The organism is Leifsonia sp. KNZ13-11D (assembly GCF_056754895.1).
Genome location: NZ_JBPGWU010000001.1, coordinates 2,837,728 through 2,854,980 on the forward strand (window position 1 = coordinate 2,837,728; position 17,253 = coordinate 2,854,980).

Sequence of the window (17,253 nt, forward strand, 5' to 3'; positions counted from 1 at the left end):
GCGCCCGTCGTGACCGTATCCGGACGTTTCGTCGCCCTGCTCGCGCTCGGCGTCGTCCCCGTCGTGCTGTTCGGCGGGCGCGACGGCGCGGCGTACGCAGTGCTCGGCGGCTGGCTCGTCCTGTGCCTGGTGCTGGGCGTTCTCGACCTGATGCTGGCGGCATCCCCTCGCCGCGTGGTGCTCGAGCGCAGCCTTCCGGCGCGGGTCCGGCTCGGGGCCGAGGCGACGTCCGAGCTGTACGTGACGAACACCGGCCGGCGCACGCTGCGTGGTGTGGTCCGCGACGCCTGGGAGCCCTCCGCCGGCGCGCAGACCACCCGGGCTCGGGTGTCCCTCCCGGCCGGGGAGCGGCGCCGCCTGACCGCCACCCTGCGGCCGTGGCGGCGAGGCGAACGCCGCGTGCGCACGGCGACCATCCGCTCGTGGGGGCCGCTGCGATTGTGGGCGCGGCAGGCCACGCTCGAGGCGCCGGGCCGCATCCGCGTACTGCCGCCGTTCACCGCGCGCAAGCACCTGCCCTCGCGACTGGCGCGGCTGCGGGAGCTGGAGGGCAGCACGACGGTCCTGCTGCGCGGTCAGGGCACCGAGTTCGACTCGCTGCGCGAGTACGTGCGCGGTGACGACGTCCGCTCGATCGACTGGCGCGCGACCGCACGGCGGCACGATCCGGCCGGTGGACTCGGCGCGCGCGTGATGGTCCGGACGTGGCGGCCGGAGCGCGACCGCCGGGTCGTGATCGTGATCGACACGGCCCGCACCTCCGCTGCGCGGGTCGCGGACGAGCCGCGCATCGACACCGCGTTCGAGTCGGCCCTGCTGCTCGCGGCGCTCGCCACGCGGGCGGGCGACCGCGTCGACCTGGTGGCCTTCGACCGGATCGTGCGCGGGAGGGTGCAGGGCGCGACCGGCCCCGAGCTGCTGTCGCGCATGGTGGATGTCATGGCCGGCATCGAGCCGGCCCTCATCGAAATGGACTGGTCGGCCGTCCCCGGCCAGGTCTCCGCGATGACGTCACAGCGATCGCTCGTGGTGCTGCTCACGTCGATCGAGTCGCCGGGCGGTTCGCGCGGTCTGCTGTCGGCGCTCCCCCAGCTCACGGCCAAGCACCTCGTCGTCGTCGCGAGCGTGACCGACCCGGACACCCTGGCGGCCACGCGCAGCCGGGGCGACCGCGAGGCCGTCTACCGTGCCGCCGCGGCCGAGCGGTCCCTGCTCGACCTCAGCCGGGTCTCCGCCGCCGTCCGCCGCCAGGGCGGCGACGTGGTGACCGGCTCCCCCGCGGACCTGCCTCCGGCGCTCGCTGACCGCTATCTGGCCCTCAAAGCGGCCGGGCGGCTCTGACGGACCCAGGCGACGGAGTGCGGCTCAGGCGCCCACGATGCGCCGCGCGCCGGCCTCGTACTCGGTGAGATCGCCGGTCTCCCCCGCCCGGACGGCACGGCGGCCGAGCACCAGCATGTAGGTGAGGAAGGCGGCGAGGGCGAGCGCGCCGATCCCGATCTTCGCCCAGACCGGCAGCGCCGAGGGGGTGACGAAGCCCTCGATCAGCCCCGAGACGAAGAGCGAGATGGCGCAGCCGACCGCGACGGTGAACAGCGCCCGTCCGTCCTCGGCGAGGGCCTGGCCGCGGGTGCGCGCGCCGGGCGCGATCCACGCCCAGAAGATCCGCAGGCCGGCCGCCGCCGCGACGAAGACACTGGTGAGCTCGAGGAGGCCGTGCGGCACGATGTACGAGAAGAGGACATCCCCGCGGCCATAGGCGAACATCACACCGGCCGCCGTTCCGACGCCGATGGCGTTCTGGAGCAGGACGTAGGGCACGTACACGCCCGTGATCCCGAAGGCGATGCACTGCGCAGCGATCCAGGCGTTGTTCGTCCAGACCTGGCCCGCGAACGACGACGCCGGGTTGCTGGAGTAGTAGTCGATGAAGTCGTGCTCGACGTACCGGCGCAGGTCCGCGTCGTCGCCCAGGTTGCGGAGCACGTCCGGATTCCCGGTGATCCACACCGCGTAGAGCGTCGCGACCACCGCGGTCGCCACGGCGACGGCCAGCACGATCCAGCGCAGGCGGTAGAGAGCCGCAGGGAGCTGGAGGACGAAGAACCGCGGGAGTTGCGAGAACAGGTTGGCGCCCGCCCCGGTGAAGCGCAGCCGGGCCGACGACAGCGCGAGCGAGAGGCGGTCTCCGACCGCGGTCGATCCCGCGCTGGTCTGGATCGCGGACAGATCGGCGGCGCCGGACTGGTAGAGGTCGATCATCCGGTCGGCCTCCGCCCCGTCGAGGCGTCGCCTCGCGGCCAACCGGGAGAGCTCCTCCCAGTCGGCACTGTGCGCTGCGGCGTAGGCGTCGAGGTCCATCTGCTTAGATGCTATCTATGACGCAGGCCCTGGCGGGGAGCGAGTCGCACGACGACCGCGAACTGGTCACCGGCGAGGCTGTGACCCTCGACGTGAGACCGGCCAGCTACATCCTGCGCGCCGCGGGCACCATCATCGACTGGCTGTTCTCACTGATCGTCATGTTCGCGTGCATCATGCTGCTGGTCGCCACCGGAGGCGGCCTGGATGAGGCTCTCGCCCGGGCGCTGGTGATCCTGATCCTGGTGTTCGGGATGGTGATCCTGCCGACCACGATCGAGCTCGCGTCGCGCGGGCGGTCGCTGGGCAGGCTCGCCGTCGGCGCGCGGATCGTCCGCGACGACGGGGGTGCCATCGGATTCCGGCACGCGTTCATCCGTGCGCTCGTCGGCGTGCTCGAGATCTTCATGACCGTCGGCGCGATCGCGGCCCTCACCGGGCTGCTCAACCCGCGGTCGAAGCGCCTCGGGGACCTGCTCGCCGGCACCTACAGTCAGCTGGTGCGCGTCCCGAAGCCGCAGCCGCTCCCGCTCTACCTGGCGCCGCACCTGGCCGGCTGGGCGACCACGGCCGACGTCGCCCGGCTGCCCGACCGCCTGTCCCGCCGGATCGCCCAGTTCGTGCGCCAGGCGCCCGAGCTGACGCCCGCAGCCCGCCACGGGCTCAGCACCGAACTCGCCCGCGAGGCCGCGCCCTACGTGTCCCCGCTTCCGCCGGTCGACGCGGAGACGTTCCTGGTCGCCGTCGCCGCGCTGCGCCGCGAGCGCGACGCCCGGCGGCTGGCGCTCGAGCAGCAGCGGCTGAAGCGCCTCGACCCCGTGCTGAGCGCCCTGCCGCACGGCTTCCCCGACCGCTGACCCCAGGAGTCCCGTGAGCCGCCAGATCGTCGACCTCAGCCACCGCATCCGTGCCGGCCTGGTCACCTACCCCGGTCTCCCCGCACCGGTCATCACCCCGCACCTGACACGCGAAGCGTCCCGGGCGGTGTACGCGTCGGGGACGGAGTTCGCCATGGACGTCATCACGATGATCGGCAACACCGGCACCTACCTCGACAGCCCGTACCACCGCTATCCGGACGGACCGGACCTGGCAGGGCTGGACCTCGCGACGCTGGTCGGCCTCCCGGCCGAGGTGGTCCACCTGCCCGTGGGCGCTGCGCGCGGCATCACGCCGGCCGACCTGCGCGACGTGAGGGCCGCGGGCGCCGCGGTGCTGCTGCACACCGGATGGGACGTGCACTTCGGGACGCCGGCCTACGCGATCGGCGCGCCGTTCCTGACCGAGGACGGGGCGCGCCACCTGGCCGACGCGGGGGTCGCCCTGGTCGGCATCGACTCGCTGAACATCGACGACACCGAGTCCGGCGGCACCCGGCCCGCGCACAGCATCTTGCTCGCCGCGGGCATCCACGTGGTGGAGCACCTGACGGGGCTGGAGCGGTTGCCGGCGCGCGGCGCGCGCTTCACCGCCGCACCGCCGGCGATCGAGGGGTTCGGGACCTTCCCCGTGCGGGCGTTCGCCGAGCTGCCCTGAGCCAGCCCGCCAGCGCGCGCCGCGCCCGCGCCCGCGGTCAGTCGTGCAGGATGCGCTGGAACAGCACGTGGTCCTGCCACCGGCCCGCGATCTGCAGGTACTTCGGTGCGACGCCGATGCGCTCGAAGCCCGCGCGCGTCAGCACGGACTGCGAGGCGTGGTTCGCCAGCAGAGTCGCCGCCTGGATGCGGTGGAGACCGTACTGGTCGCGCGACGCCTCGATGACGGCGACGAGCGCGGCGGAGGCGAGCCCTCGCCCGGTGTGGTTGCGGTCGAGCCAGTAGCCGACCGTCGCCGACTGGAACGCACCGCGCACGATGCCGCTCAGCGTCATCCCGCCCGCGACCTCGTCACCGTCGACCAGCACCAGCGGGAGACCCGCATCCATCGCCCGCAGGGCGAGCAGCTCGCGGGTCTGCTGCAGCTGGCCGTCCTCCGTGAAGAAGTCCTCCGTGCGCGTCGGGTCCCACGGCGCGAGGTGACCGCGGTTGCGCTGATAGGCGGCCGCGAGGGCCGGGGCGTCGCGTTCGCTGCGCACCCGCAGGATCAGGCCGCCGGGGAGCTCCCGGTCGGCGAACTCGAGCGCCATCAGTAGCGGTAGTGGTCGACCTTGTACGGACCGTCGAGCGGCACGCCGATGTAGGCGGCCTGCTCGTCCGTCAGGGTGGTGAGCTCGACGCCGAGGGCGTCGAGGTGCAGGCGCGCGACCTTCTCGTCGAGGTGCTTGGGGAGCACGTAGACGCCGACCGGATACTGCTCGGTGGAGACGTAGAGCTCCAGCTGGGCGAGCACCTGGTTCGTGAACGAGTTGCTCATGACGAAGCTGGGGTGGCCGGTCGCGTTGCCGAGGTTCATCAGCCGGCCCTCGGAGAGCACCAGGATGCTGCGGCCGGTGGGAAGGCGCCATTCGTGCACCTGCGGCTTGATCTCGACCTTCTCGGCGCCGGGCAGCGCCTCCAGCGACGCCATGTCGATCTCGTTGTCGAAGTGACCGACGTTCGCGACGATCGCGAGGTGCTTGAGCGCCAGCAGGTGGTCGAGGGTCACCACGTTGAGGTTGCCGGTGCCCGTGATCAGGATGTCGACCTGGTCGATCACGGACTCGAGCCGGGCCACCTGGTAGCCGTCCATGGCGGCCTGCAGCGCGTTGATCGGGTCGACCTCGCTGACGATCACGCGGGCGCCCTGGCCGCGCAGCGCCTCCGCCGCGCCCTTGCCGACGTCGCCGTAGCCGGCGACGAACGCGACCTTGCCGCCGATCAGCACGTCGGTGGCGCGGTTGAGGCCGTCCGGCAGGGAGTGGCGGATGCCGTACTTGTTGTCGAACTTGCTCTTGGTGACCGAGTCGTTGACGTTGATGGCCGGGAACAGCAGGTGACCCGCCTTCGCCAGCTCGTACAGGCGGTGGACGCCGGTGGTGGTCTCCTCCGTGACGCCGAGGATGTCGGCGGCGATCCGGGTCCAGCGGTCCTTGGAGTCGGCGAGGGATGCGCGCAGGGCGGCGAGGATGACGCGGTACTCGTGGCTGTCGCCGTCGGCGTCGTCCGGCACGGCGCCGGCCAGCTCGAACTCGCGGCCCTTGTGCACCAGCAGGGTGGCGTCGCCGCCGTCGTCGAGGATGAGGTTCGGGCCCGGGTAGTCGGCGCCGTCGGCGGCCGCCTCCGCGGACCAGTCGAAGATCTGCCGGGTGCACCACCAGTACTCCTCGAGGGTCTCGCCCTTCCAGGCGAACACCGGGACACCGGCCGGGGCCTCTGGGGTGCCGTGCGGGCCGACGGCGATCGCCGCGGCCGCCTCGTCCTGTGTGGAGAAGATGTTGCAGCTGGCCCAGCGCACGCGCGCGCCGAGCGCGACCAGCGTCTCGATCAGCACGGCGGTCTGCACGGTCATGTGCAGCGAGCCGGCGATGCGGGCGCCCGCGAGCGGCTGGGCGTCGCCGAACTCCGCCCGCAGGGCCATCAGCCCGGGCATCTCGTTCTCGGCGAGGCGGATCTGGTGGCGTCCCGCTTCGGCGAGGGACAGGTCGGCGACCTTGAAGGGAAGGGCGGTCGAGGTGCTAGCTGGCATGCGCCTATTCTCGCATCCATGACGCCCGGCCGGGTCACCCCCGGATCAGCGCGAGCACCTCGTCCCGGATGCGCGCCATGGTCGCCTGGTCGCCGGCCTCCACGTTGAGCCGCAGCAGCGGCTCCGTGTTCGACGGCCGCACGGAGAACCACCAGAACGTCTCCTCCTGCCCGACGCGGCCGGTGACGGTGAGGCCGTCCAGCTCGTCGAAGTCGGCGCGGCTGCGGAACGCCTCCACGATCCGGGTGAAGGCGGCGGGCACGTCGTCCACGGTCGAGTTGATCTCGCCGGACATCGCGTACGGCGTGTACTCGGCGGCGAGGGCGGAGAGCGGCCGCTCCTGCGCGCCGAACTCGGCGAGGAGGTGCATGGCCGCCAGCATGCCGTTGTCGGCGCTCCAGAAGTCGCGGAAGTAGTAGTGCGCCGAGTGCTCGCCGCCGAACACGGCTCCGGAGCGTCGCATGGCGTCCTTGATCAGGGTGTGCCCGACCCGCGTGCGCAGCGGCACCGCGCCCGCGGCCTCGATGGTCTCGGGGACGATGTTGGAGGTGATCAGGTTGTGGATGACGGTGATCTCCGCATCCGGGTCCTCGCGTCGCGCGCGGGCGATCTCGCGCACGGCGACGATGGCGGCCACCGCCGACGGCGTGACCGCGGAGCCGCGCTCGTCGACGACGAAGCAGCGGTCCGCGTCGCCGTCGAAGGCGAGCCCGAGGTCGGCGCCGTGCGCGACGACGGCGCGCTGCAGGTCGACCAGGTTCTTCGGCTCCAGCGGGTTGGCCTCGTGGTTGGGGAAGGTGCCGTCGAGCTCGAAGTAGAGCGGGACGATCGTGATGGGCAGCGCGGGCAGGCCCGCGGCCTCGCCGAGCACCGCGGGGACGGTGAGCCCGCCCATCCCGTTGCCCGCGTCCACGACGACCGTGATCGGGCGGATTCCGCTGAGGTCCACGAGTGACCGGAGGTAGGCCGCATACCGCTCGAGCACGTCCTCCTCGCGGAACGAACCGGGCTGCTCGACGCTCGGGATGCCGTCGCGGAGGTAGGCGTCGGCACGGTCGCGGACCGCCCCGAGCCCCGTGTCCATGCTCAGCCCCTGGGCGCCCGCGCGGGAGAGCTTGATGCCGTTGTACGTCGGCGGGTTGTGGCTCGCGGTGAACATGGCGGCGGGCGCCTGGAGCGAGCCGGACGCGAAGTACGACTCGTCGGTCGAGCACAGGCCGATCGACACCACGTTCCCGCCGCGGGCCTGCGCGCCGCGCGCGAAGGCGGCGGCGAACGCGGGCGAGGAGTCGCGCATGTCGTGGCCGACGATCACATCGTCCCCGGCAGCCTCGACCTCGTCGACGAACGCGGCGGCGATGGCCTCCACCAGGTCCTCGGTGAGGTCCTTCCCGACCAGCCCGCGGATGTCGTAGGTCTTGACGACGGATTGCAGACGAGGATCCCGGGCGCGCTCATGGCCCTAACCTACCGCGAGCGCCCCGTCAGGCGTCGGTCACGCCGACGTGGCGGACGATCTGCCAGCCCTGGGGCGCGGACAGCCGTTCGGCGTGGATCGCGCACAGGTCGTAGGAGTGCGGTTCGTGGGAGAGGCTGAGCGGACCGATCACGGCCATCGAGTCGGCGTACACGTACGTGAGGGTCTGCACGGCGTCGCGCGGACAGGCGATACGGGAACACGGACGGCTCAACATCGGGCTCAGACTACCCGAGCGCCGCGGACGTAGGATGGCGACATGCCCCGCAACCGCCGCACCAGCAGCCAGCCGCCGGCGACGAGCCGGTGGCGCAGCCGCCACGGCCGGGGCGCGCGTGGGCCGGTGACCGGTCCGCACCTGCCCATGCTGCAGAACCGCATCGACTTCTTCGACATGACCGTCGCATCCACCGCCGACTACCTCAAGGGCATCTGGCCGGAGGAGCTCTCGAACGTGCACTTCGAGGTCGCGGCGACGCCGATCGGCAACTCCGGCGGCGACGGCGTCGACCGCTGGCGCGTCGACGCGGGCCGCCGGCGGATCGTTCTGTACCGCGTCCCCATCCAGCGCCTCACCAAACTGCACCACGACGACGAGCTCCACCGCCGCATGTACATCGAGGGATGCGTCTTCCGCGCCGTGGCCGAGCTGCTCGGCAAAGACCCGTGGGACCTGGCGCCCGACCGGTACCGGCACTTCTGACCGGGCGACGGCCTCTGGGGCGCCATCAGTTCGGGTACACCGTGATCGGCGCCGCGAGCGGGCCGGGGGGCGACAGGGCGAAGCTGGAGCTGCGACCGTCGGTCGCGTAGCTGATGCTCGCCGTCAGTCCGTCGGCACCGGTCACCACGTAGGTGCCGGGTTTCAGGTCGGTGCCCGCTCCGCCCTCGGCGGGCACGGTCAGCGTGAACTTCTTGCTGCCCGCGGCGATGCTCTGGACCGTGACGGTGCGATCGGACTCACCGGGGTTCGCGACATGCAGGGTCGGCGTGTATCCGCCCGGGACGCTGGCCAGCGCCTGCTCGAGGAGCGGCTGCGCCGACGAGAACCAGGTGAAGTCCCTCGTCTTGGATCCGATCACCGAGGTCCGGACGGCGGCCACGACGGGGACGCTGGAGTTCACCGTGACCGTGTAGCTGCCGTCCTTCAGGCTTTCCAGCGGGATCTCGGCGACCGTGCCGGCCTTCACCGTGGTGGCGTACGAGTTGCCGGCCGCGGTGCCCGTCTCCCCCACCGCGCCCACGGTGATCTGCGCATCCTTGTCGCCGGGCACGAGGATGCGGACGACCGGGAAGTCCACGCCGACCCCCTCGGCCGACTGGGCGCCTTCGACGGCGTTCATGGAGGCGATGGTCACGCCCGGGATGATCTGCTGCCGGCCTGGGGCCCCTGTCGCCCCGGCGATCTCCGCGCCGCGGGGCTGGATCCCCTGCTCGTAGCTCTGCTGGAGCGCCGCCACCACCTCGCCGCCGGAGGTGGTGACGTGCACCACCGGTGCGGCGGCCGACGGCGCGAGGCCGGCCAGCGGCACGACCTTCTGGGCGCCGGCGGGCACGACGATACCGGTCGCCCCGGGGGCGCTGACGGGGCCGGACTCGGTGAAGATGGCCAGATCGACGGTCGCATCCACCGCGCTCGGGTTGGCGAGCAGCACCAGACTGGTCTGCCCGAGGGCGGTGGAGCCTGCCGCGAGCCAGGTGTCCGCGCTCGGTTCCGCGCACGCCGCCGCGGCGAGGCCGGCCAGGTCCTCCTCGGCGGCGTTCTGGAGCTGAGCGCCGGCGATCAGCGGCGGTTGACCGGCTCCCTGCGGGGTCGACACGGTGGCGAGCAGGGGCGCCTCATCGCCGGACTCCGCATCCGTGTCCGGCTTCAGCGCACGGGTGCGCACCTCGGATCCGGTGGCTCCCGTCGCCGTGGTGGGTGCACCGATCGAGCTCGGCCGCGTCGCCGCTCCCGCGTCCGCGGCGAGCTGCAGCAACGGACCGGGGCAGACGCGCTGCTGATCGGCGGGGACGGGGGTGACCGTCTGCGAGGGGGCCCCGATGGCGAAGTCCGGGAGGGGGAGCAGGGTCGCGCCGCCGATCGCGACGACCGCGACCGCCACGCCGACGAGGCCTCCCGCGGCACGGATGCCGATGCGGGCGAGTCCCTTGCGGTCAGGCACGGTCGCCTCCTTCGAAGCTGCGTCGGGGTCGGATGATCGTCTCCTCGAGCCCGTCCTCGAGGGTCGTGGGGCCGGGAGGTGTCGTCACGCGCTCGGCATCGCGGTCCTCGAAGCGGTCGTCGACCGGCTCCTCGACCGCATTCCCGGGCTCGGGCTGCGGCGCCGGCTCGGCCAGCGGTTCGGGCCCGGGTTGCGCCGGCTCCGCCGGTTCCGCCGGCTCCGCCGGCTGCTCCGCTTCGGGAACGGGGTCGTCCGCGGCCTCCCGCAGCTCGTCCTCCTCGGCGGACTCCACGATCGCCTCGTCGGCGGGTTCGGCCTCGTACTCGTCCAGGCTCTCGTCCGCGACGCCATCGCCCGCGCCTTCGGGCGTCTCGGGCGCGTCGTCCGGCTCGACGGCGCGCTCGTCGCCGCGCCCGCGGGGGCGCCGCGCCGTCAGCTCGGAGACGCGGTCGGCCGAGCGCGTCGTCGGAATGGCCATCAGCAGCGTCACGCCGATCACCAGCCCCTGCAGCACCAGCACGAGCACGCGCCACGGGTCGCCCGCGTCGGCCGGGATGCGCGCAGCGGGCGGAACGTCGGCCGTCGCGCGGTCGAACGCCCACAGCCGTCCGGTGCCCGTCGCGCCGACCGGTGCGAGCAGCGGGTTCGCATCCATCGCGACCTCCGCCCGCGAGCGCGTGGCGTCGGCCGCCGAGGTGTCGGCCGACCCGAGCGCCGTCGCGGACGGTGCGAGCAGGACGAAGTCGATGCCGAGCCGCTTGAGCTGCGCGGACGCGTCGTAGCCGCTGCGCGACGACAGGTTGCCGGCGAGCTCGGCGAGGTCGCGCTGACCCGGGGTGAGCGCTCGGGAGGTGTCGGCGAGCGTCGACTGCTGGTCGAGCGTCTCTCCGCTGCCGCGCACGACGTCGGCGCGGATGCCGCCGCCGGGCTCCGGGACGATCCGCAGGGTGCCCGTTCGCGGCTGCGTCGCGGCCTTGGCGGTCACGACGGCGGGCAGGGTGCGTCCGTCGCTCTCCGCGACGGAGGCGTGCCCGTTCAGCGTCGCGATCCCGACCGGGACGGACGCGATGGCGAGCGTCACGATGGCCGCCCAAGCCGGGTACACGGCGGCGCGCCCGATCGCCGAGAGCGCCAGCACCGCGGCGCCGATCAGCCCCAGCCAGTACAGGCTCACCGCGCTCCCCGGCCAGATCGGCACGACGGTGCCGCCTGCGACGGCGAGCTGGAGGTGCAGCGCGAGCACGGCGGTGGTGAAGCCGGCGAGCGCCACGAGCAGCGCGACGATGGCGCGGACGGTGCCCCGCAGGAACAGTGCGAGGATGGCCAGCACGCCGAGCGGCGCGAGCAGGATGGGGACGAGGATGTTCGCCGAGGCCGTCGGCAGCGCCAGCGCCGTGGCGAGCTGATGCCAACCGCCCAGTGTGCCGTCGGGGAAGCCCAGCGCGAGCTGCCAGGCCGGCGTCTGCCGCGCATCCAGCGGCACCCCGGGGTCCGCCAGGACCGACAGCCACGCGCCGCGCGCTCCCTGCTGCCAGACGAGAGGGGCGAACAGCACAACGGCGGGCAGGGGGAGGAACACGATGCGCGCAGCACGGCGGCCGGCGAACACGATGGCCGCGATCCACACGACGACCAGCGCGGGGATGAGGATCGGCGCGCACGCGACCGTCGCAGCCGCGAGGAGGGCCGTGGTGGCGCTGGCCGCCCACGAGCGACGTGCCGCCAGCCCGGCGAAGAACAGCCACGGCAGCAGGATGTGCGCCAGCACCGCGGCAGGACGTCCGCCCTGCAGGGCGACCAGGACGGTGGGTGCGAGGGCGTACGCCAGGGCGGCGAAGGCACGTAGCGTCCCGCGCGCGGTCAGCCGGGCCGCCGCCAGCCAGGCGCCGAGCGCCGCGAGCGGCAGCGCGAGCACCCAGAGAAGCACCAGGGACAGCGACGGCTGCCAGAAGGTCAGTGTGCCGAGCACGGCGAGCACGGCCGAGAACGGGTCGGCGGCCCCGGTGAAGCCGAGGTTCACATCCCGCCAGCCGTAGCCGAGGTTCGCCCACAGCTGGCCGACCGACGAGTCGAGCGGCAGCAGGCCGCCGCCACTGAGGGCGCCGGAGCCGATCAGCGGGAAGAACAGCGCCAGCCCGACCAGCAGGGCGGCGAGGACCGCCCATCCACCGCCGGTGCCGAAGAAGTCGAGATCCTGGCGTTCGCCCTGCTGGCGGACGACGGCCGCCTCGCGTTTGAGCGCGCGTGCGCGGCGCACCTCGCCGAACGGGATGCGCAGCGGCGCGACCGCCGCCCAGCCGACCTCGCGCGCCGACGCCAGACGGCGCCGGGCGTTTCCCACCGCCATCCCCGAGAACGCGACACGGAAGGCCGCCCCCAGCTCTCCCCCGATCGACCCCGGCTCCTTGCGCAGCAGCCGGACGAGCCCGCGCACGACGGCGAGCGGGACGAGCGTGAGCCAGTGAAGCGGGACCGCCCAGCCCGGTGCGTAGGCCATGCGGCGGTGCAGCTGCGCGCGGCGCCGCTCCCCCGACAGGCGGCGGCGCACCGTCCACCTGGGCGACAGATTGGGGCCGGCGAGACCGTCGCCGCCGATCGCGACCCGCGCCTGGGCCACCAGCGTGACGCGGAACCCCGCGAGACGGGCCCTGGTGCAGAAGTCGAGGCCGTCGTCGACCGTCGGGAGGGCCGGGTCGAAGCCGTCGAGCCGGTCCCAGAGCTCCTGACGGAGGAGCATTCCTGCGCTGGACACCGCGAGCACGTCGCTGAGGCCGTCGTGCTGCGCCTGGTCGAGCTCGTTCTCGACCAGCGGGAGGGAGGCGCCGAACGGCGTCATCGCCTCGCCGAACTCGCGGATGAACGTGGGATCGTCCCAGTCCACGAGCTTGGGGCCGACGATGGCGACGGACGGCGACACCTCGAGGGCGGCCAGCAGCGCCTCCAGGGCCTGCGGCTCGGGGGCGGTGTCCTGGGCGAGCAGCCACAGCAGCTCGTCGGGGCCGGAGGTGGGAGGGAGGACGCGGACGGCCGCGGCCACGGACGCACCGAAGGCCAGCTTCTCGGGGAGGGAGAGCAGCTGGGTGGGATGCGACTCGGACAGCAGCCGGGCGGCGTCGTCGGAGGACGCGCAATCGACGGCGATCACGGCGTCCGGTCGACGGGTCTGCTCCGCGAGGGCGTCGAGAGTGCGCTGCAGGCGGGGGCCGCCGCTCTGGGCGACGACGATGGCGGTGACTCTCGGATACATCGCCAGTCAGCCTAGGTCGGGGGCGCGCCGATCCCTTCTTTGGCCCGGGCGCGGCGCGGATTAGGCGCAGGTGTCGGTGTCAGCCGGCGCGCTTGCGGAGTTTGCGGCGCTCGCGCTCGGAGAGGCCGCCCCAGATCCCGAACCGCTCGTCGTTGGCGAGCGCGTACTCGAGGCACTGCGACCGCACCTCGCACGAGGTGCAGATCCGCTTGGCGTCGCGGGTCGAGCCGCCCTTCTCCGGGAAGAAGGCCTCAGGGTCGGTCTGGGCGCAGAGGGCGTCGGTCTGCCAGGCGAGCGGATTGTCGTCTTCGACCTCCGCGGGCCGGACGCCCGGGACGCCGAGCCGGACCGGATCGATGAACCAGTCGTCGGGTACCCCGGAACGATATTCAGGAACTGGCATATCGGTCTCCCCACCCATGGACTGCTGAAACACGAGATTCCCGTGTGCCACTAATTACACCGTTGTCATTCGCTTCCGTCAAGTCGCGAATCGTAAAGCCTTGACCGCAGGTCGAGAGTTCGCGACGCGCCGGTTAACGGCAACAATCGCGACACGCCCGGCGGAGCCGACCCGACGGGACCGGTGCCTCAGGACGCCGCCTGGCGTGCTTCCCAGGCGCTGCGCACCATCTCGTCGAGCGTGTGCCGCATCTTCCAGTCGAGATCGCGCGCTGCGAGCTCGCCCGATGCCACGATCCTCGCCGGATCGCCCGGGCGTCGAGGCCCCACTTCTGGGGTGAAGGGGATTCCGGTCACCTCGGCGACCGTCGTCATGATCCGGCCGACGGACACGCCGTCGCCGCTCCCCAGGTTGTAGACGGGCTCGATCACGTCCCCCGCGTCCAGGCGCTTGGCCGCGGCGACATGCGAGACGGCGAGGTCGGCGACGTGGATGTAGTCGCGGACGCACGTGCCGTCCGGCGTCGGGTAGTCGTCTCCGTTGATCCGGGGCGTCCGCCCCTCGGCGAGCGCGTCGAAGACCAGCGGGAACAGGTTGTGCGGGCTGGTGTCGCGCAGGCTCGGGTCGCCGGAGCCCACCACGTTGAAGTAGCGGAGCGAGGTGTGACGGAGGCCCGCCGCGACGCCCTGGTCGCGCAGCAGCCACTCGCCGATCAGCTTGGACTCCCCATACGGCGACTCGGGGTTCTTCGGCGTGGACTCGGTGACGAGGTCGACGTCCGGCGTGCCGTAGACCGCGGCCGACGAACTGAAGACCACCGCATCCACCCCGGCCTCCTGCATCGCCGCCAGCAGCACGGCGGTCGCCGTGACGTTCTGCTCGTACGTGTGCAGCGGACGCTGGACGGACACTCCGGCGTACTTGAACCCGGCGACGTGGACGACGCCGCTGATCCGGTTCTCGGTGAAGATCCGCTCCAGCAGCTCGCCGTCGAGGATGGTGCCGCGGTAGAAGGGCACGTCGGCCGGTACGAACTCCTCGTGACCGCTCGACAGGTCGTCGACCACGACGACGTCGATGCCCTCCCGCCGGAACGCCCGCACGACGTGCGCTCCGATGTAGCCTGCGCCTCCGGTCACCAACCACGCCACGGGCGGTCCTCCTGCTCGTTCGCCATCACAGTCAGGGCAACCCTACCGGGACCGCGCTGGGCGCCCGGATCGTCGGAGATTGCGGCGCTAGCAGCGGAGATCCGCGCCCGTTCGGCCCAGAAGTCCTGCCACAGAGCCTTGCGTCGGAGATTCCGGCCCCGATCTCCGACGTATGGTGTGTGATCCGGTCATCGCAGCTGCGCGGCTGTCTCAGTCGAAGAAGTGGTCGTCGGGTTCGGGAAGAGTGGCGAGTGTCCGCTCGCCGACATCGGTGAGACGCAGCCTGCACGACCAATACCAGCTCCGCTCTCCCCTCGCATCTGGCCGGTAAACTTCAGCCAGGCGAGCCATGCGATCGGACAGGACGCCGGGCCATTCCATGAAATCCGTTGTGCGTGGCCGCATCGGGTCGTGACGCTTCACGTCGCCTATTTCGATGAAGCCGGCTTCGGCCAGGCCCTGGATCGTTCCCAGGCAGAGCCCCGCTCTCGCCGTGGGATTCGCCTCGAACTTCTTGGCATACGAGTCCACCTCGCCGATTGGCACCCAGTCGTCGTCTCCCAAATACAGGACGAGATGAGCAAGCGAATTCTGCTCCACAACAGCGGGCGACCCTTCTCGAGCCGCATCCCGGTCCGTCGGACGGCGCTGCGCTGACGCGTCGACCCGGGGGCTGCCGCAATCTCGAAGGCTCCAAGGAACCCCCTGAGCAGCCGTCCAGAATGCATCCGCATGTTCCTGAGTCTGAGCGACCGCCATCAGTTCGCGGCGCCGATCCTCGCTGGATCGTTGCCCGTCGATTCGTGCACGGGGCGTGCCATCAGGCACATGAGTCAACATCCACATCTGCAGGCGCGATCGACACAACCGCTGTTCGCGGCTCATGCGGTCCTTTTCGGTCGCGTCCATGAGTTCCAGAGCGGAGCCGACCGCATGCGCGCCGTAGGCACGGACCAGCTGGCTCAACCGCTCCGGCTCCTCCAGCATCCAGAACGCGATCTGCTGCACGCTGGCTCCGGCGGGTCGCCCGTCCCCGAGCCGCACGGGGTTCGCCCAGTCGAACAGCGAGCTGGACGGCCAGGGCAGGTTTTCCACGACCTGTCTCCCGCGAACGGTCAGATCGAACCAGACCGCGGGCGACCACGCGGGCGAGTCTCGATCACCTGGCTGGTAAAGGTTCGCGACCCGGTCGAGTTGGTCGTCGATCGATCCGGACCACTCGACGAATCCCAGCCGTAGGCCTCGGTCTCGGCCCAGCCGCTCGACCTGACCGACGAGGATGAGGCTCTCGCTCGCGAGCGATCGAGCCACTCGCAGGACGAGCTCCTTTCTCGTTCCCGGATCAGGCTCGAATTCTGCGGCGTAGGCATCCGCCGTGCCGATGTCGAGCCAATCCTGGGTCAGCACATACGTCACGAGGTGCTCAAGCGAATCGACCCTCACGGGGCGAGGTTAGCGAACCGTCGCGCGAGCCGCTGATTGAGGACATCCCCACACACAGGTGCCGTCACCGCCTTCGGAAGAACCGGCCAGCGGGTTTCGGGAGAGCCTCGACGATCGCCCGGCCGGCGTCGGTGATGTTGAACCAGCAGGCCCAGTACCAAGCATCGTCGTCCGACTCGGGAGTGTAGATTTCGTCAAGGCGTCTCAGTTGCTCGTCGATCGTTCCTGGCCACTCCACCCAGTCGAGGCTGTCGGGATCCTCCGGACGCAGCCGCTTGAGTTCGCCAATTCGAATGTAGCCAGCTTCCGCGAGTGACCTCACCGCGTGGAGCACGGGTACCTTGCGGAGCCTCACATCGGTCTCGAAGAAACCCGCGTAGTAGTCGGGGCTCCCGATCGGGAGCCAGTCGTCGTCTGCTTGATACAGAACGAGGTGCTCCAGGCTGTCCGGTTCGACGGTCATTTTCCCCATCCCTTGGGCAAGTGCACTTTGATGTACTCTCCTTCCGGACTCTTGATATCGAGAGTTGGTCCGCCGGAACCACTCTTGGTGCGGCGTCCGATCCTCGTGCCGTCCGGCAGCTCGATCCATGTCCCGTCGTAGCTTGCCGGCCCCTCGATCGCCCTGCCTCCGCGAGAGATTTCCTCCGCGAGCTCGTCTAGCTCGGCTTGCGTGTCCACTTCTCGATGAGGTTCGCTACGACCAGGTCGCGTCTTCTCGTCGAGGATCCTCTCGACATCGTCGAAGCTGGCTGCATCTTCATTGAAGTAGGTGTCCAGTTCAGTGCGGGCAGGACCGACGCGCTGTTTGAGCGAGCCGTCGACATTGTGGGTGTAGTAGTACCACCTAATACGCGAACGGCGCAGTCGCTCCTCCGGCGTGTAGAACCGTGACCCGCTGGTTGACCCGGCCCCCACGCCTCCCAGCACGATCAGAGTGATTGCAGCCATGACGGAGGCGGCGCCGCAGGCGGCAGTGAGGGCGCCGATGCTGTACGCCCCCGAGAGCAGCCACTGCGCGATCTGCTGCGCCGTGGCCCCCGGCGCGGGCACGACCAAGGATGCCGGCCGGATGCCATCGTTGTGGGGGCCGCCGGTGCGGGCACCATGGTGCGGCCGACCGGACCCGGTGTCTACGAGCTCGTTCTGGAACAGGCCCGAGGTGGCTGCGTCGAAGGCGCGGAGCGCATTGAGTCTGTCCTCCAGGCCGCGAAGATCCTTCTCCAGGTGATTGAGCACCATCTCGAGCTGACGATTCTTGGTCTGCAACGCCTCACCCAGTAGCGGCCGACCACGACGACGTCGATGCCCTCCTCGCGGAACGCGCGCACCACGTGCGCCCCGATGTACCCTGCGCCTCCGGTCACCAACCACGCCACGGGCGAACCTCCCGTGCTCGACGG

General features: G+C 71.4%; 16 protein-coding genes and 1 pseudogene. 4 read left to right on the forward strand and 13 right to left on the reverse strand.

What is annotated here, in order from left to right; genetic code table 11:
- Positions 1–9: 9 nt before the first annotated feature.
- On the forward strand, positions 10–1,341 hold the full coding sequence (locus tag ACR9Y5_RS14050) for a DUF58 domain-containing protein (protein WP_481298520.1): 1,332 nt from the start codon (positions 10–12) through the stop codon (positions 1,339–1,341).
- Positions 1,342–1,365: 24 nt separating this feature from the next.
- Here the strand turns inward: ACR9Y5_RS14050 and ACR9Y5_RS14055 are convergent, their stop codons facing one another.
- Positions 1,366–2,361, reverse strand: a complete 996-nt coding sequence (locus ACR9Y5_RS14055) for a stage II sporulation protein M (protein WP_481298521.1) — start codon at positions 2,359–2,361, stop codon at positions 1,366–1,368.
- Between the two features lie 17 nt (positions 2,362–2,378).
- On the opposite strand from ACR9Y5_RS14055, the gene ACR9Y5_RS14060 reads away from it, so the two are divergent.
- Together ACR9Y5_RS14060 and ACR9Y5_RS14065 are read left to right on the forward strand one after the other, a co-directional pair.
- Positions 2,379–3,218 carry an RDD family protein gene (locus ACR9Y5_RS14060; protein WP_481298522.1) on the forward strand — a complete coding sequence of 280 codons (840 nt, stop codon included), beginning with the start codon at positions 2,379–2,381 and terminating at the stop codon, positions 3,216–3,218.
- Positions 3,219–3,231: 13 nt separating this feature from the next.
- Entirely contained in the window at positions 3,232–3,897 is a 666-nt protein-coding gene (locus ACR9Y5_RS14065) for a cyclase family protein (protein ID WP_481298523.1), read from the forward strand.
- 37 nt (positions 3,898–3,934) lie between these two features.
- Here ACR9Y5_RS14065 and ACR9Y5_RS14070 read toward each other — a convergent pair whose 3' ends face one another.
- Genes ACR9Y5_RS14070 through ACR9Y5_RS14085 form a run of 4 tightly spaced genes read right to left on the reverse strand, consistent with a single transcriptional unit; the run spans position 3,935 to position 7,658 of the window.
- On the reverse strand, positions 3,935–4,486 hold the full coding sequence (locus ACR9Y5_RS14070) for a GNAT family N-acetyltransferase (protein WP_481298524.1): 552 nt from the start codon (positions 4,484–4,486) through the stop codon (positions 3,935–3,937).
- Positions 4,486–5,964 carry an adenosylhomocysteinase gene (gene ahcY, locus ACR9Y5_RS14075; protein ID WP_481298525.1) on the reverse strand — a complete coding sequence of 493 codons (1,479 nt, stop codon included), beginning with the start codon at positions 5,962–5,964 and terminating at the stop codon, positions 4,486–4,488. Before ahcY ends, ACR9Y5_RS14070 begins: the two co-directional genes overlap by 1 nt.
- Before the next feature lie 34 nt (positions 5,965–5,998).
- The gene (locus tag ACR9Y5_RS14080) at positions 5,999–7,399 is read right to left on the reverse strand and encodes a phosphomannomutase/phosphoglucomutase (RefSeq protein ID WP_481299587.1); all 1,401 of its coding nucleotides are present in this window, start codon (positions 7,397–7,399) and stop codon (positions 5,999–6,001) included.
- A gap of 49 nt (positions 7,400–7,448) precedes the next feature.
- Positions 7,449–7,658, reverse strand: coding sequence for a DUF3499 family protein (locus ACR9Y5_RS14085; protein WP_310134710.1), 210 nt, complete (start codon positions 7,656–7,658; stop codon positions 7,449–7,451).
- A 42-nt stretch (positions 7,659–7,700) separates the two neighbouring features.
- Between ACR9Y5_RS14085 and ACR9Y5_RS14090 the strand changes: the two genes are divergently transcribed.
- Entirely contained in the window at positions 7,701–8,144 is a 444-nt protein-coding gene (locus ACR9Y5_RS14090) for a metallopeptidase family protein (protein ID WP_481298526.1), read from the forward strand.
- Positions 8,145–8,169: 25 nt separating this feature from the next.
- Here ACR9Y5_RS14090 and ACR9Y5_RS14095 read toward each other — a convergent pair whose 3' ends face one another.
- From ACR9Y5_RS14095 to ACR9Y5_RS14130, 8 genes and pseudogenes are all read right to left on the reverse strand, one after another.
- Entirely contained in the window at positions 8,170–9,606 is a 1,437-nt protein-coding gene (locus tag ACR9Y5_RS14095; protein WP_481298527.1) for a DUF5719 family protein, read from the reverse strand.
- Entirely contained in the window at positions 9,599–12,853 is a 3,255-nt protein-coding gene (locus tag ACR9Y5_RS14100) for a glycosyltransferase (protein WP_481298528.1), read from the reverse strand. The genes ACR9Y5_RS14095 and ACR9Y5_RS14100 overlap by 8 nt, the downstream gene beginning before the upstream one ends.
- Positions 12,854–12,932: 79 nt before the next feature.
- Complete coding sequence (locus ACR9Y5_RS14105; RefSeq protein WP_481298529.1) at positions 12,933–13,256, reverse strand: WhiB family transcriptional regulator; 324 nt, start codon at positions 13,254–13,256, stop codon at positions 12,933–12,935.
- A 188-nt stretch (positions 13,257–13,444) separates the two neighbouring features.
- Entirely contained in the window at positions 13,445–14,407 is a 963-nt protein-coding gene (galE, locus tag ACR9Y5_RS14110) for a UDP-glucose 4-epimerase GalE (RefSeq protein ID WP_481298530.1), read from the reverse strand.
- 210 nt (positions 14,408–14,617) lie between these two features.
- Positions 14,618–15,850 carry a hypothetical protein gene (locus tag ACR9Y5_RS14115; protein ID WP_481298531.1) on the reverse strand — a complete coding sequence of 411 codons (1,233 nt, stop codon included), beginning with the start codon at positions 15,848–15,850 and terminating at the stop codon, positions 14,618–14,620.
- 64 nt (positions 15,851–15,914) lie between these two features.
- Positions 15,915–16,313 (reverse strand): hypothetical protein, encoded by a 399-nt coding sequence (locus ACR9Y5_RS14120; protein ID WP_481298532.1) that lies wholly within the window; start codon positions 16,311–16,313, stop codon positions 15,915–15,917.
- A complete protein-coding gene (locus ACR9Y5_RS14125; RefSeq protein WP_481299611.1) occupies positions 16,310–17,119 on the reverse strand; it encodes a hypothetical protein in 810 nt (269 codons plus the stop codon). Before ACR9Y5_RS14125 ends, ACR9Y5_RS14120 begins: the two co-directional genes overlap by 4 nt.
- A 20-nt stretch (positions 17,120–17,139) precedes the next feature.
- Positions 17,140–17,229: pseudogene (locus ACR9Y5_RS14130) on the reverse strand (NAD-dependent epimerase/dehydratase family protein); the annotation flags it as partial.
- Between the last annotated feature and the right edge of the window lie 24 nt (positions 17,230–17,253).

What these genes read in the sequence shown, in the direction of transcription:
- ahcY (WP_481298525.1), bottom strand. Translation starts at nt 5,964, where the DNA reads ATGCCAGCTAGCACCTCGACCGCCCTTCCCTTCAAGGTCGCCGACCTG.
- ACR9Y5_RS14120 (WP_481298532.1), bottom strand. Translation starts at nt 16,313, where the DNA reads ATGACCGTCGAACCGGACAGCCTGGAGCACCTCGTTCTGTATCAAGCA.
- ACR9Y5_RS14055 (WP_481298521.1), bottom strand. Translation starts at nt 2,361, where the DNA reads ATGGACCTCGACGCCTACGCCGCAGCGCACAGTGCCGACTGGGAGGAG.
- ACR9Y5_RS14070 (WP_481298524.1), bottom strand. Translation starts at nt 4,486, where the DNA reads ATGGCGCTCGAGTTCGCCGACCGGGAGCTCCCCGGCGGCCTGATCCTG.
- ACR9Y5_RS14100 (WP_481298528.1), bottom strand. Translation starts at nt 12,853, where the DNA reads ATGTATCCGAGAGTCACCGCCATCGTCGTCGCCCAGAGCGGCGGCCCC.
- ACR9Y5_RS14085 (WP_310134710.1), bottom strand. Translation starts at nt 7,658, where the DNA reads ATGTTGAGCCGTCCGTGTTCCCGTATCGCCTGTCCGCGCGACGCCGTG.
- ACR9Y5_RS14090 (WP_481298526.1), top strand. Translation starts at nt 7,701, where the DNA reads ATGCCCCGCAACCGCCGCACCAGCAGCCAGCCGCCGGCGACGAGCCGG.
- ACR9Y5_RS14060 (WP_481298522.1), top strand. Translation starts at nt 2,379, where the DNA reads ATGACGCAGGCCCTGGCGGGGAGCGAGTCGCACGACGACCGCGAACTG.
- ACR9Y5_RS14105 (WP_481298529.1), bottom strand. Translation starts at nt 13,256, where the DNA reads ATGCCAGTTCCTGAATATCGTTCCGGGGTACCCGACGACTGGTTCATC.